General features: G+C 61.5%; 11 protein-coding genes. All 11 read left to right on the top strand.

Going from position 1 to position 14,073, the window contains the following annotated elements:
- Positions 1–136 precede the first annotated feature (136 nt).
- The 11 genes from xsc (at position 137) to bioB (ending at position 14,055) form a co-directional block, all read left to right on the top strand.
- Positions 137–1,837, top strand: coding sequence for a sulfoacetaldehyde acetyltransferase (gene xsc, locus VMW12_01790; protein ID HUZ48453.1), 1,701 nt, complete (start codon positions 137–139; stop codon positions 1,835–1,837).
- Complete coding sequence (locus VMW12_01785; GenBank protein ID HUZ48452.1) at positions 1,809–2,774, top strand: bifunctional enoyl-CoA hydratase/phosphate acetyltransferase; 966 nt, start codon at positions 1,809–1,811, stop codon at positions 2,772–2,774. The genes xsc and VMW12_01785 overlap by 29 nt, the downstream gene beginning before the upstream one ends.
- Positions 2,771–4,081 carry a hydroxyacid-oxoacid transhydrogenase gene (locus VMW12_01780; GenBank protein ID HUZ48451.1) on the top strand — a complete coding sequence of 437 codons (1,311 nt, stop codon included), beginning with the start codon at positions 2,771–2,773 and terminating at the stop codon, positions 4,079–4,081. The genes VMW12_01785 and VMW12_01780 overlap by 4 nt, the downstream gene beginning before the upstream one ends.
- 10 nt (positions 4,082–4,091) lie before the next feature.
- Positions 4,092–4,853, top strand: coding sequence for an SDR family oxidoreductase (locus VMW12_01775; GenBank protein HUZ48450.1), 762 nt, complete (start codon positions 4,092–4,094; stop codon positions 4,851–4,853).
- A 183-nt stretch (positions 4,854–5,036) separates the two neighbouring features.
- Positions 5,037–6,371, top strand: coding sequence for an MFS transporter (locus VMW12_01770; GenBank protein HUZ48449.1), 1,335 nt, complete (start codon positions 5,037–5,039; stop codon positions 6,369–6,371).
- A 65-nt stretch (positions 6,372–6,436) separates the two neighbouring features.
- A complete protein-coding gene (gene accB / locus VMW12_01765) occupies positions 6,437–6,913 on the top strand; it encodes an acetyl-CoA carboxylase biotin carboxyl carrier protein (GenBank protein HUZ48448.1) in 477 nt (158 codons plus the stop codon).
- Positions 6,910–8,268, top strand: a complete 1,359-nt coding sequence (gene accC / locus VMW12_01760; protein HUZ48447.1) for an acetyl-CoA carboxylase biotin carboxylase subunit — start codon at positions 6,910–6,912, stop codon at positions 8,266–8,268. The genes accB and accC overlap by 4 nt, the downstream gene beginning before the upstream one ends.
- On the top strand, positions 8,265–9,695 hold the full coding sequence (locus tag VMW12_01755) for a pyruvate carboxylase subunit B (protein HUZ48446.1): 1,431 nt from the start codon (positions 8,265–8,267) through the stop codon (positions 9,693–9,695). The genes accC and VMW12_01755 overlap by 4 nt, the downstream gene beginning before the upstream one ends.
- Positions 9,692–10,864 carry a thiolase family protein gene (locus VMW12_01750; GenBank protein ID HUZ48445.1) on the top strand — a complete coding sequence of 391 codons (1,173 nt, stop codon included), beginning with the start codon at positions 9,692–9,694 and terminating at the stop codon, positions 10,862–10,864. Before VMW12_01755 ends, VMW12_01750 begins: the two co-directional genes overlap by 4 nt.
- The gene (locus VMW12_01745; GenBank protein HUZ48444.1) at positions 10,861–12,984 is read left to right on the top strand and encodes an acetate--CoA ligase family protein; all 2,124 of its coding nucleotides are present in this window, start codon (positions 10,861–10,863) and stop codon (positions 12,982–12,984) included. The genes VMW12_01750 and VMW12_01745 overlap by 4 nt, the downstream gene beginning before the upstream one ends.
- A gap of 72 nt (positions 12,985–13,056) precedes the next feature.
- Complete coding sequence (gene bioB, locus VMW12_01740) at positions 13,057–14,055, top strand: biotin synthase BioB (GenBank protein ID HUZ48443.1); 999 nt, start codon at positions 13,057–13,059, stop codon at positions 14,053–14,055.
- Positions 14,056–14,073: the final 18 nt, after the last annotated feature.

Here is a 14,073-nt window from a genome sequence, read left to right as displayed (position 1 = left end):
ATTTCGAAGATGACGCTGCTCGCTGCAGCGATGCTCGGAATACGACGTACCACATATGGAGAGGAAACCTATCGTGTTGGATACCAAAACGAACGTTGCCCCCGCAATTATTCGGCCGGTTAGCGGGCCGACTCGCATGACGCCAAGCGAAGCCTTTGTCGAAACGCTGCGAACCGAAGGCGTCGAGTTAGTACCGGGAATCGTCGGGTCGGCCTATATGGATGCGCTCGATCTCTTTCCGGCGGCGGGGATTCGCTTTCTCTCCGTAGCGCACGAGCAAAACGCCGTACACATGTCCGACGGTATGGCGCGAGTCACGGGTAAACCGAGCTTCGTCATTTCGCAAAACGGTCCGGGCATCACGAACTTCGTCACCGGCGTTGCCGCAGCTTTTTGGGCGCATACGCCAATGGTCGTGTGTACGCCCGCGGTCGGTACGCTCGGCGTAGGATTGGGCGGCTTCCAAGAAACCGAACAGATGCCGATCTTCTCCAAAATTACCAAGTGGCAAGTGCAGGTCAATCGTCCGGAACGCATGGCCGAGCTACTTCGGCGGGCATTCTACATTGCCAAGGCGGAGATGGGACCGGTTCAAATCGATATCCCGCGTGATTATTTTTATGGCGATTTCATGACGGAGATCTATCCGTCGCTAACGCTCGAACGCGGGCCCGGCAACCCCGAACAAATCGAGGCTGCGGCGCAAGCACTAGCGAACGCCGCAAATCCGGTGATTCTCGCCGGCGGCGGCGTCGTGCAGGGTGATGCGGTAAACGAAACGCGCGAACTCGCAGAATTTCTCACCGCGCCGGTCGCGTGCTCGTATTTACACAACGATGCGTTCCCCTACGAACACGAACTTGCGGTCGGTCCTCTTGGCTACCAGGGGTCGAAGGCCGCGATGGAAACGATCGCGCAAGCCGACGTCGTCCTCGCGCTCGGCTGCCGCCTTGGCCCATTCGGCACCCTGCCGCAGCACGGCATGAACTATTGGCCCGCAAACGCACGTATCGTTCAAGTGGACGCGGATCATCGCGTTTTAGGTTTGACGAAGCGGATCGAACTCGGCATTTGCGGCGATGCAAAGCAAACGGCTCGTGCGATCCTCGAGCGGTTGCGTTCGATCCAGGCCGGTCGCACGCGTAACGGCGAGGTCGTTCGAAAAATCGCAGAACGCCGCGATGCGTGGCGCAAAGAGCTCGATGCGATGTCGTCCCAAGAGGGGGCTTCCATCAGCCCAAGGCGCGCGTTACAAACCGTTGCGGACGCACTCCCTGACGATGCGATCGTTACCACGGATATCGGAAATATTTCGTCGGTAGCGAACAGTTATCTGCGCTTTAAGGAGCCGCGCCGGTTCCTTGCGGCAATGAGCTTCGGCAACTGCGGATATTCGTATCCCACGGCGCTCGGCGCGAAGCTCGGCCGCCCGGATCTTCCGGTTGTTGCCTTCATCGGGGACGGTGCGTGGGGTATGAGCCTAGCCGAGGTCATGACCGCTGTTCGAGAAGATATTCCGGTCGTTGCGATCGTTTGGAACAACGCTCAGTGGGGTGCTGAAAAGAAGAATCAGATCGATTTCTACGACAACCGGTTCCTTGGCACCAATCTCAAAAATCCGGACTTTGCGGGAATCGCTCGCGAAATGGGCGCCAATGGGTATAAGGTCGACCGGCTGTCGGACATTGCGGGCACCTTGCGCGAGGCAATCGCATCGAAGCGCCCGTCGGTTATCAATCTCATGGTCGATTCCGAAGAACTCGGCGAGCCGTTTCGTCGCGATGCGCTCCAGAAGCCGCAGCGTTTCCTTGACCGATACAAACATCTCAACGGTTAGCTTCGATCCGTTTGCGGATGTGATAGCTACGGTGCGAGGCCTACCGCCTCGCACCGTAGCTATCACGTGGCCGCACAGTATCGACGCGCTGGAGGCGGCACTGGAAGCGCGCGATCGATGCGGCGTAGAGCCGCTGCTCGTCGGCGATCCGGCGAAGATTCGCGCCATCTTGGGGGAACTAGGCGTAGCCGACCCCCCTCGTATCGTTGCCGCGCGGAGCGACGTCGAAGCGGCGAGCGCCGCGGTCGCTCTGGTCCGGGGCGGGCAAGCGGATATTCTCATGAAGGGCCACCTGCACAGCGACGACTTCCTGCGCCCGATTCTTCACAAAGAGACCGGGCTGCGTACCAATCGCTTGATGAGTCACGTTTTTGCGTGCGCAGTCCCCAGCTCGATCTATCACAAAACGCTCTATGTTACCGATGGCGCTTTCAACATCGCACCCGGATTGGTGGAGAAGCGCTCGATCGTACAAAACGCGATCGATTTCGTGCGTCTCCTCGGTTGCACGCGGCCGAAAGTGGCGGTTCTAGCTGCGGTGGAATCGGTCAATCCGGCGATGATGGCGTCGATCGATGCGGCAGCTCTCGCTAAGATGGCCGAGAGGGGCCAGATTACCGGAGGGATCGTGGACGGTCCGCTCGCATTCGATAATGCGATCTCCTTGCAGAGCGCGCAAGCGAAGGGTATCGCCTCGCCGGTCGCAGGCGATCCGGATATCCTTCTCGTGCCGACGATTGAAACGGGCAACGTGATGTACAAACAACTCGTCTACTTTAGCGGAGCGATCGCTCCGGGCATCATCCTTGGAGCGTCTGCCCCGATTTTATTGATGTCGCGCAACGAACCGGCCGCAGCCCGTATGGCGGCGATTGCGATCGCGGCTTTGATTGCCGGACGTAAAGACGGCGCCTCGCGCGACGGTGCGGCGACATGAGCTGTTGCGCCAATCACTATCATGCAACGAGCGAGGGCGATCGCGGTTTCGAAGTCGACGCTACCCGCATACGATTCGGGAGGGGCCTCTTAGACGAGGTCGGCGGCGCGGCGCGCGCGCTTGGCATGACGCGCGTTGCTCTCTTTACGGATAAGAGCGTACGGGGACTGGCATTCTTCGCAACCGTTCGAGAATCGCTGCTGGAGGCCGGCATCGATACCGTGATCTATGATGAGGTTTCGGTAGAACCCACCGACGAATCGTTCAAAGCTGCCGCGGCATTCGCCGTCGATGGAAAGTTTGACGGTTATGTTTCCGTGGGCGGCGGTTCGACGATCGACACGGCGAAAGCGGCAAACTTGTACGCGACCTACCCCGCGGACTTCATGGCCTACGTCAATGCGCCGATCGGCGGCGGGCAAGCGGTGCCGGGTCCACTCAAACCGCACATTGCCTGCCCGACGACGAGCGGAACCGGAAGTGAATGCACGGGCATAGCGATCTTCGACCTCGTCGCGATGGGTGCAAAGACCGGCATTGTATCGCGGCGCCTAAAACCATCTCTAGGAATTGCGGATCCGAATGTCACGCGCACGCTTCCGGGTGAGGTTGTAGCCTGCAGTGGATTCGACGTGCTTAGCCACGCTCTCGAATCCTATACCGCGCTGCCGTTCACTCGCCGGAAGCGCCCCGTAAACGGTGAGGCGCGACCGCTCTCGCAGGGCGCAAACCCGTTTAGCGACATCGCTTGTACCGAAGCGCTCAAGCTGCTGGGACGCTACATCGAGCGGGCCGTAAAGGATGCAGCCGACGACGAGGCTCGGGAGCAGATGATGTTCGCTGCGACGCTCGCGGGAATCGGTTTCGGTAATGCTGGCTGCCATGCGCCGCACGGCATGTCCTACTCCGTGTCGGGGCTGGTGAGAGATTTTCGCCCCCAGGGCTATCCGCAAGACGATGCCATCGTTCCCCATGGGATGTCGGTCATCGTCAACGCGCCGGCGGTATTCGAGTTCACGGCCGCTGCGTGCCCCGGTCGCCATATAGAGGCGGCGTCGTTACTCGGCGGTGACGTTCGCGACGTCGACGACCGAGACGCCGGACACGCACTCTCGAGCCGCATCGTCGAACTGATGCGGTCGACGAATATGCCGAACGGACTCGAAGCACTCGGTTACACGGCTGCCGATGTCGATGCCCTGACCGATGGCGCGTTTCCGCAGCGTCGCCTCCTCACGAACAGTCCGCGCGAGATCTCTCGCGACGACCTTCGCGGCTTGTTCGAGTCCGCAATGGCATACTGGTAATCCGCGATCTATGGATCTAGGTCTGGAAGGGCGAGTCGCACTCGTTACGGGCGGCGCGAGAGGGATAGGTGCGAGCATCGGAGCCTCGCTCGCGGCGGAAGGCTGCACCGTCTATTTGGCCGATGTTGACGGCATGGCCGCACGAGCATCCGCGAAATCCCTGGTACAGATTGGCAGGCGCGCGTTTGGCCTCGAGCTCGACGTCAGCGATTTTCAGGCCGCGACGAGGGCCGTAGAGGCCGTTCTTGCGCAATCCGGCTCGCTGGATATTCTCATCAATAGTGCGGGAATTTTAAAAAAGGGTTCGCTCGCATCGTCGACGATGGGCGATTGGGAAGACGTCTCTCGTATAAACGTCGGTGGGGTCCTCGCCTGTTCGCAGGCTGCGTTGCCCGCGATGTCCGAACGAGGTTACGGAAAAATCGTGAACGTTGCGTCGATCTCTGCAGTGAAGGGCGGCGGTTCGATCGGCAACGCCCTCTACGGAGCCAGCAAAGCCGCGGTTATCGCCTTAACGAAGGGGTTTGCCCGCGAGTACGGGGGAGCAGGCATCAACGTGAATGCGATCGCTCCGGCCGTCACCCAGACGCCAATGACTGCGGACGCATTGTTGGAAGCGCATGTCTACGATCAGGTCTCCCGCTCGATACCGCTCGGGCGCGTCGCGCAGCCGCACGAAATCGCGGCGCTCGTCACGTTCCTGGTCTCGGACGTCGCTAGCTATATTCATGGATCGACCATCGTGATCGACGGCGGTTTACTCATCGCATAGGGTCGAAGGCCGTGGAGAAACAATTTTGAAAATGAGCAACCTATCTAGGCAGGTACGGACATGTTGCAAAGGTAAAGCCTTTCATAGGATGTCTTGAGAGGTGACTAGGCGTCAGGCGCACCGCGTTGCGATACTCTGACGCCTAGTCACCGCATTACCGCATTGATGTGAGGAGAGCTCATCATGACGAGTGACGCTGCCCGAGCGCTGGCAAAAAACGTGCGTACCGTTGCATTCGCGAGCGCGATCGGAACGACGATCGAGTGGTACGATTTCTTTCTATATGGAACGTTCAGCGGGTTAATTTTCCCAAAACTGTTCTTTCCAACGTTCAACCCGACGATCGGAACGCTCCTTGCGTATACGACCTTCGCCGTCGGGTTCGTCGCTCGTCCCATCGGCGGGATGATTTTCGGTCACTTCGGAGATCGAATAGGACGCAAGAGCATGCTCATTCTAACGCTCGGCATCATGGGTGTGGCGACGTTCTTGATCGGGCTCTTGCCGACATACGCTCAGGTCGGTGCGCTCGCGCCCATCCTGCTGCTGACGGTGCGACTGCTGCAGGGCATCGGGCTGGGGGGCGAGTGGGGCGGCGCCGTTCTTATGTCGGCCGAACATTCCCCGCCGGAGCAACGCGGGTTCTACGCGAGTTGGCCGCAAATCGGCGTTCCTGCAGGGCTCGCTCTCGGTACGGGAGTCTCGTATTTGCTTTCGCAACTCGGCGAGGCCGCGCTGCTCGCCTACGCGTGGCGCATCGCATTTTTGGCGAGCGCCCTGCTGGTCATCATCGGCATTTACATCCGTCTGCGTATTCTCGAGAGCCCGGCGTTCGAGCACGTTAAGAGCAGCGGATCGATCGCGCGTATACCCTTCCAAGAACTCATCCGCACGTCGGGGCGGAACGTCATGCTCGGGCTCGGCATTCGGTTTATTGAAGGTGTCGGCTTCAATATCTACGGCGTGTTCATCTTGTCGTATCTGACGACGAACTTGAAATACACAAGAGACAGCGTCCTGGGTGCCGTAACCGTCGCGGCAATCGTGATGGCGTTTATGGTTCCCATTTTCGGCCGGCTCTCGGATCGTTACGGGCGGCGTCGCATCTTCGCTATCGGCACCGTCGCGACGGCGTTGCTTGCCTTCCCCGCATTTTTGCTCATGCCGCTCGGCGTGGGCTGGATGTGGGTGGCCATCATCGTTCCATTCGGCTTGGCATACCCCGCGCTCTACGGCCCCGAAGCGGCGTTGTTTTGCGAACTCTTCGAGCCGCGCGTTCGCTACAGCGGCATCTCGTTCGTGTACCAGTTCTCGGGGATATACGCCAGCGGCCTCACGCCGATTTTGGCCATCATTCTGCTCAGTCGCGCCGGCGGCAACCCTTGGCTCGTCGCGAGTTACGTTTTCGTCGTCGGCATGATCAGCGTAACGTGCTTGTATGCCGTGCGACGGATGTATACGAACGACGCGGTCGATACGCCCGTGCAGGGAGCGCAGCCAGAGCTGGCCCGGGTTTAATGCGACGCGGTAATCTATATGGGTGGCAGACGAATCTGCCACCCTTCTCAAATAGGTGAGTTAAGATGGAACCCAAGGCCGATATCAGCTACGAAGATGTCGCCCAGATTCTCAAGCTGATCGAAAGCTCGTCGCTCGACGAGTTGCACCTCGAGATCGGCGGTATGGTCCTCGACGTCCGTCGAAACGGCGCCGGCTCGCGGCCAATGGAGACTAGACCGGCCCCACCGATGGCGCCGGCCCCAATTGCCGCCCCCGTTGCGCCGCGCGCCGCCGAACCGGTGGCGCCGCTCGGAAGCGACCGCTTTCGCGTGACGGCGCCGATGCTCGGAACCTTTTACCGCGCGCCGGCTCCGGGTGCTCCTCCGTTTGTTGAAATTGGGAGCGTCGTACGTAAGGGCGATACGCTCTGCATCATCGAAGTGATGAAACTGATCAATACGATTGCCGCCGCGCGCGATGGGCGCGTCGTCGAGCTCCCCGTCGCCAATGCCGAGATCGTCGAGTACGGGCAAGACGTCATGGTTCTCGAACCGGTATGATCCGCCGGCTCTTGGTAGCGAACCGCGGAGAAATCGCGGTGCGGATCATTCGCGGCGCACGGAAATGCGGGGTGGAGACCGTCGCAGTCTACTCGACCGCCGATCGTGACGCTCTGCATGTACGCATGGCCGATCGTACCCTGTGCATCGGTCCGCCGCGTGCCGCGGAGAGTTATCTCAACGAAAACGCGATCGTGGCTGCGGCCATCGGGTCGAAATGCGACGCGCTGCATCCGGGTTACGGTTTCTTGGCGGAGAACGCGTCCTTCGCAGCGTTGTGCGAAGAGAACGGCGTGCGGTTCGTTGGCCCCACCAGCGAAGCGGTAGCGACGATGGGGAATAAGATACGGGCTCGCGAGACGGCGCGTCGGGTTGGGGTTCCGACGATCCCCGGGACGCAGGCGGAGCTGGCCGATAACGAGGCCGCGCAAGATGCGGCAAAGTCGATCGGCTTCCCACTCTTGCTCAAGGCAGCGGCCGGCGGCGGCGGACGAGGGATGCGCGTCGTTCGCTCGCCGGACGAACTCGCGAGCGCATTCTCGGAGGCGTCGGCCGAAGCGCAGGCTGCTTTCGGGAACGGATCCTTGTATGCCGAACGCTTCCTTGAAGGCGTGCGGCACATCGAAATTCAGGTGCTGTCGGACGGCGCCGGCTCGCACCTCCATCTCGGCGAGCGGGATTGTACGCTGCAACGTCGTTCGCAAAAGCTTCTCGAGGAGGCGCCGTCGAGTATTTCGGCGGCGACACGGGTGGCGATGGGTGAGGCCGCAATCATGCTTGCCCGCAACATCGGCTATCGGAGCGCCGGTACGGTCGAGTTCGTCTACGACCCAAAGACCGAAGAGTTTTTTTTCTTGGAGATGAATACGCGCATCCAAGTCGAGCACCCGGTTACCGAGGCGGTCACGGGAGTCGACATCGTTGCCGAACAACTGCGGGTAGCAAGCGGTGATGGCCTCTCTCTTACGCAGGCGGAGATCGCTTTGAACGGGCACGCGATTGAGTGCCGGATCAATGCCGAAGATCCGGAAGCGAATTTTCGGCCGGCGCCCGGCCGCATCACACGCTGGACGCCGCCCAGCGGCGAAGGGATCCGGGTTGACTCGCACGTGTTCGAAGGATACGTCATCCCACCATTCTATGATTCGATGATCGCCAAACTCATCGTCACGGCGCCGACTCGCGCGGCCGCGATTGAAAAAATGAGCGGCGCACTCGAGGCGTTCGAGATCGAGGGAGTACCGACGACGCGAGCCTTCCACCTGCGGGTTCTTGCCGATCCGCGCTTCGCGGCGAATGCAATCGATACGAAATGGATCGAGCGCGAGTTTCTTCCGATAGGCAGCCCGGCATGAGGAAAATAGGTTTCATCGATACGACGCTGCGCGACGCGCACCAGTGTCTGTGGTCGACGCGTATGACGACGGCGATGATGCTTCCCATCGCCGAGAACCTGGACCGGGCGGGTTTCGAGGCGATCGATCTGGTCGGCGGCGCCGTGTTCGACGTGTGCGTGCGCTTTTTGCGCGAAGACCCGTGGGAGCGTATGCGAATCATGAGCGAGGTCGTGACGCGCACGCCGCTCATCGTCATGACGCGAGGGCAGAGTCTCTTCACCTTCGAGTTGTTCTCCGATGACGTCGTCGCGCTTACGGCCGAACGAATGGCGGCGAACGGTATTCGATATACCACGCCCTACGATGCGCTCAACGATATTCGGAACATCCACGTTTCGGTGAAGGCCGCTAAGAACGCCGGGCTGTACGTGGCCGCCGGTGTCGTTTACACGGTGAGCCCCGTTCATACCGACGATTACTACGTGCGAAAGACCCGGGAAATCGTCGCGCTCGGAGTCGATGCGGTGTACCTCAAGGATCCGAGCGGCTTGTTGAAGCCCGAGCGAGCCGCAACCTTGATACCGCGGTTGCGCGAAGCCGTCGGTTCGATGCAGCTGCAGTTGCATACGCATTGTTTGACCGGGCTTGGGCCGCTCTCCGCGCTCGAAGCGATCGAGCGCGGGGTCGACGTCGTGCATAGCGCCACCTCCGTTTTAGCCCACGGCGCATCCCAGCCTCCGACCGAATGGCTTGTCGAGAACGCGCGCCGGCTGGGTTACGACGTGCCGTTCGATCTCGAACAACTCGCCCCGGTTCGCGACCACCTCCGCTACGTAGCGGCTCGCGAGGGTAAACCGCTCGGAGCGGTCGCGGAATACGATCCGTTTCATTACGAACATCAGGTCCCGGGCGGGATGATTTCGAACTTGCGCAGCCAGTTGCAAGCGATGGGCATCGAGAACCGCCTCGACGAGATCCTTGCAGAGGCTGCCGCGGTGCGCAAGGATCTTGGCTATCCCATCATGGTGAGTCCATTCGCACAATACGTGGCGACGCAGGCCACCTTGAACGTGATCGGAGGGGAACGCTATAAAACGGTTCCCGACGAGGTGCGACGCTATGTTCTCGGCTATTACGGCGAGCTCGCGGCGCCGGTGGAGCCTAATCTCTACGACCGCATCGTTGCGGGCGAACGCGTCGTGAGCGAGCGGCCGGGCGACCTGCTTGCGCCGACGCTGGAGCGCGTCCGCCGCGAGCGAGGACCATTCGATTCCGATGACGATCTTCTGCTCGCCGTGTTCTACGGCGAGGATCAGTACCGGCCGCTCAAGAGCGCCGGCCCGATCAAACGGGACTACCCGATCGGTAGGACGCCGATCCTCACCCTGCTTAAAGCGCTCGCGCAGCGCGGCGACATAACCTCCGTCAGATTGGTAAAGCAATGATTCAGATTATCGGCGGCGTCCGAACGCCCGTGGGCAAATTCGGCGGAGCGTTGCGGCAGCTAAAGGCGGTCGATCTTGGCGCGCACGCCGTTACGGCGTCGCTCGCGTACACGGCGCTCGAGGCTGCGGACGTGGGTCTTTGCACGGTTGGCCTCGCGCGCCAAGCAGGAAACGGTCCGAATCCAGGAAGGCTTATTTCAATCGCCGGAGGCCTGCCCGTGACGACGCCGGCCTTCACGGTGCAGCAGGCATGTCTCTCCGGAATGCTGGCGATCTCAACCGGCGCGAACGCGCTCGCACAAGGCGAAGCCGATGTGGCCATTGCCGCGGGTGTGGAGCATATGTCGAGCGTTCCGCACCTTACCTTCGACGTGCGTTGGGGGACGCGAATGGGTACCGCGAGTTTGGTGGACGCGATGTATCACGACGGATTCATCGATCCGATGACCGGCAAGCATATGGGCGCTTTGACCGACGCCCTTGCGCTACGTTACGGAATATCGCGGGAAGAACAGGACGATTTTGCGTTACGCAGCCAGCATCGTTGGTCGCGGGCTCGGGAATCCCATGCCGACGACGCCCTGATAGCGCCGCTCTCGACGGGCGGCGCCCCGCCGGACGTGTTTGAAACCGACGAGCTTCCGCGCCCGGATTCAACGCACGAGACGCTCGCGAAATTGCGGCCCGCGTTCGATAAGAACGGAACCGTGACGGCGGGCAATGCGTGCGGGCTCGCCGATGGGGCTGCGGCCCTCGTGCTTACGACCGAGGATGGTGCGAAGCGTTTGAAACGCAATCCGCGTGCGCGGATCATCGGAATGGCCATGGCATCCGTCGATCCGGCCGATTTCCCCATCGCTCCGGTCGCATCGACGCGCAAGCTCCTGGCGCGTCTCGGGATGAAGATCGATGAGTTTGCGTTTATCGAAGTCAATGAGGCTTTTGCGGCGCAGATGCTGGCCTGTATCCGCGACCTCAAACTCGACGAGGAACGAGTCAACGTGTGGGGCGGGGCGATCGCGATCGGTCACCCGATCGCGATGTCGGGGATTCGCATCGTCCTCAACCTCGTGCACCAATTAGAGACGCTTGGCGGACGCTACGGGCTCGCGATGATTTGCGGAAACGGTGGCCAAGGCGCAAGCATCGCGATCGAGCGCGTTGTATGACCTCGAACCTGCAACGCTTCTTTGCGCCAAACGGGATCGCCATTTTCGGCGCCTCGGAAGACTTTCGGAAAATCAACGGCCGTCCGTTGAAGTTTCTTCTCGATAAAGGATACGAAGGCCCGATTTATCCGATCAATCCCAAATACCAAACTCTCGCGGGATTGCCATGCTATGCGGACGTTCGCGCGATCCCGGGCACCGTGGATTTAGCGATCATCGCCGTTCCGGCGGAAGCGGTTTTTGGTGCGCTCGAAGCGTGCATCGAAAAAGGCGTGGGCGGCGCGGTCATCTTCAGTTCCGGCTTCGCAGAGATGAACGAGCGCGGAAAGGAACGTGAACGAGAACTTACGGCGCTGGCACGCCGCGGGGGCATACCCGTCTGCGGGCCCAATACGGTCGGATTTTGGAATGCGTACGAACACGTGCTTGCGACGTTCAGCCAGGCCGGAGACGGTTCGGTTGTCGGCGGGCCGATAGCGTTCGTCACGCAGAGCGGTGCGTTCGGCACGGCGCTCGTTGCCTTGTTGCGCGAGCGGGGATTGTCGCTCGGCTACTTCGTCAACTCCGGCAACGAGGCAGATCTGATGTTCGCAGACTTGCTCGAGTACGTTGTGCGCGACGACCGCGTACGCGTCGTTGCCGGCTACATCGAGGGTCTGAAGGATGGCCCAAAGCTGTTGGCCGTTGCCGATGAGGCACTTGCGCTCGGAAAGCCTCTCGTGATCGCGAAGGTCGGTAGATCGGCGGCGGGCGCCCGGGCGGCACTCTCGCACACCGGCTCGCTGGCCGGATCGGACCGGGTCTACTCGGGCGTGTTCCGGCAAAAGGGAATCGTTCGCGTCGACGACGAGGACGAATTGCTCGACTTCGTCGCCGCGTTCGCGATGTGCCCGCTCCCGCAAGGGCCGCGGATCGCACTCGTCACGCATTCCGGCGGGGCCGGGGTGCTCATGGCCGACAAGGCCGAGGCCGAAGGGCTCCAGACGGCTACCTTGAGCGAAGCGACGCAGGCCGCGCTGCGGAACGTCGTCCCGGCGTTTGGGTCGATCAAAAACCCGATCGATATCACGGCCCAATTCATCGCCGAGCCCCGCCTGTTGCGGGAGACGCTCGAGATCGTATTCGCCGATCCGAACGTCGACATCGGCGTCTTCTATTTGGGCCTCATGGACAAATTCGCCGACACGATCATCGAACAGTTTCGTGCCGTCTTGGCAGGCACGGAGAAACCGTTCCTCATTGCGTGGGCAGCCGCGCCGCAAAGCGCGCGCGAGAAGATGTCCGAGCTGGGCATGTGCGCGCTTCCGACCGCGACGCGAGCCGTCGCCGCAGCCGGCGCACTCGTGCGCTACGCGCAGCGCCGCGACAGCGCTCTGGCTACAAGGTCCAGCAACTCGCCTTCGGCACGCTCGGTACCGCGCCACGATGTTACTCCGCCGTCCGGCCCGGAAAAACCGCGGGTTGTCGCACCCGCCGGCCGGACGTTCGACCTGCTGCAGCGGTACGGCATCGAAGTCGCGCCGTGGCGGGTGAGCTCGACCGCGTCCGACGCGGTCGAGGCGGCACGAGCGATCGGGTATCCGGTCGCGATCAAAGTCGAATCACCCGACATCCAGCATAAAAGTGATGCGCACGCTCTCGTCCTCGGTGTGAAGGACGATGCGGAAGTGCGCCGCGCGTACGATACCGTGCTCGCCGCTGCGCGCGCATACGACGAGAAAGCGCGAATCGACGGCGTCCTCGTGCAGAAGATGATCGAAGGCGGCGAAGAGGCCATCGTCGGCGTCCAGCTCGACCCCGTTTTTGGCCCCGTCGTGATGGCCGGGTTGGGGGGGATTTTCGTCGAGGTGCTCGCCGACGTTAGTTTCCGGGCGGCGCCGCTTGCCCTTACCGATGCACACGAGATGTTGCGCGAGCTACGCGGCTTTCCGATCCTTACCGGGCTGCGTGGCCGCGCGGCTGCCAACGTTGATGCGCTGGCCGAACTCTTGGTCAACGTGTCGCGCCTTGCGGCAGATCACGCCGAGAGCATCCTAGAATTCGATCTCAATCCGGTGAAAGTACTTCCAGGCGGAGCCATCGTCGTTGACGCGCTTTTGATCGAAGTCGCGCAGTCTTAGCTTGCCCGGATGTGGAACCGGCGGAGAGTGACGCAGATGTACTCGCGCAATTCAGGAGCTGAACGATCGATGATGCCGCAAAGGTTCTCCCAGACCCGCGATGTCGCACAATCCTCCGAATGGGGAGTCCCCCGACACGATTGGACGCGCGAAGAAGTGCGCGCGCTCTTCGCGCTGTCCTTGCCGGAACTGATCTTCCGCGCGCAGCTTGCGCATCGAGCGCACTTTGAACCGGATGTCGTACAAATATCAACGCTGCTCTCGATCAAGACGGGCGGCTGCTCGGAAGATTGCGCATACTGCCCGCAGAGCGCTCGGCACGATACCGCGCTGCCTGTAACCGCTCTTCTGGACCTCGAAACGGTGCTCGCCGCGGCGCGGGAAGCGAAGGACGCCGGGGCGACGCGGTTCTGTATGGGCGCCGCCTGGCGCTCGCCGCGCGATCGCGATCTGGAGCGCGTCTGCACGTTGATCGAGGGCGTGAAGGCACTCGGCCTCGAGACGTGCGTGACGTTAGGAATGCTCACCGCCCCGCAGTCGCAGCGGCTCAAGGACGCCGGACTCGACTATTACAATCACAATCTCGATACATCGCCGGAGTTCTACGGGCACATCATCAGCACGCGCACGTACGACGACCGGTTGCAGACACTTGCGCACGTGCGGGATTCGGGAATCAACGTCTGCTGCGGTGGAATCGTCGGGCTGGGTGAATCTCCCGAGGACCGCATCGGGTTGATCGCAACACTCGCAACACTGCCACAGCATCCCGAGAGCGTACCGATCAATCTCCTGGTGCGCGTGGAGGGAACGCCGCTGGCCGGGAACGAGGATCTCGATCCCATCGAGTTCGTGCGTACGATCGCGGCCGCGCGCATCACGATGCCGGCGACCGTCGTGCGACTCTCGGCAGGCCGAGAACAGATGAGCGACGAGTTGCAGGGGCTCTGTTTTCTCGCCGGCGCGAACTCGATCTTCGCGGGTCCGAAACTGCTCACGACACCGAATCCGGAACCGGACGAGGACGCGCGGCTGTTCGTGCGGCTCGGAATGACCGCGCTCGCGACATGACAGAATCAAAGGGAGCGA

This window comes from Candidatus Dormiibacterota bacterium, from assembly GCA_035532835.1.
GTDB lineage: Bacteria > Vulcanimicrobiota > Vulcanimicrobiia > Vulcanimicrobiales > Vulcanimicrobiaceae > DAHUXY01.
Note: the sequence above shows the minus strand (reverse complement) of the source record. Positions and strands in the feature narration are given on the sequence as shown.

What these genes read in the sequence shown, in the direction of transcription:
- xsc (HUZ48453.1), top strand. Translation starts at nt 137, where the DNA reads ATGACGCCAAGCGAAGCCTTTGTCGAAACGCTGCGAACCGAAGGCGTC.
- accB (HUZ48448.1), top strand. Translation starts at nt 6,437, where the DNA reads ATGGAACCCAAGGCCGATATCAGCTACGAAGATGTCGCCCAGATTCTC.
- VMW12_01750 (HUZ48445.1), top strand. Translation starts at nt 9,692, where the DNA reads ATGATTCAGATTATCGGCGGCGTCCGAACGCCCGTGGGCAAATTCGGC.
- VMW12_01770 (HUZ48449.1), top strand. Translation starts at nt 5,037, where the DNA reads ATGACGAGTGACGCTGCCCGAGCGCTGGCAAAAAACGTGCGTACCGTT.
- accC (HUZ48447.1), top strand. Translation starts at nt 6,910, where the DNA reads ATGATCCGCCGGCTCTTGGTAGCGAACCGCGGAGAAATCGCGGTGCGG.
- bioB (HUZ48443.1), top strand. Translation starts at nt 13,057, where the DNA reads ATGCCGCAAAGGTTCTCCCAGACCCGCGATGTCGCACAATCCTCCGAA.
- VMW12_01780 (HUZ48451.1), top strand. Translation starts at nt 2,771, where the DNA reads ATGAGCTGTTGCGCCAATCACTATCATGCAACGAGCGAGGGCGATCGC.
- VMW12_01755 (HUZ48446.1), top strand. Translation starts at nt 8,265, where the DNA reads ATGAGGAAAATAGGTTTCATCGATACGACGCTGCGCGACGCGCACCAG.
- VMW12_01775 (HUZ48450.1), top strand. Translation starts at nt 4,092, where the DNA reads ATGGATCTAGGTCTGGAAGGGCGAGTCGCACTCGTTACGGGCGGCGCG.
- VMW12_01745 (HUZ48444.1), top strand. Translation starts at nt 10,861, where the DNA reads ATGACCTCGAACCTGCAACGCTTCTTTGCGCCAAACGGGATCGCCATT.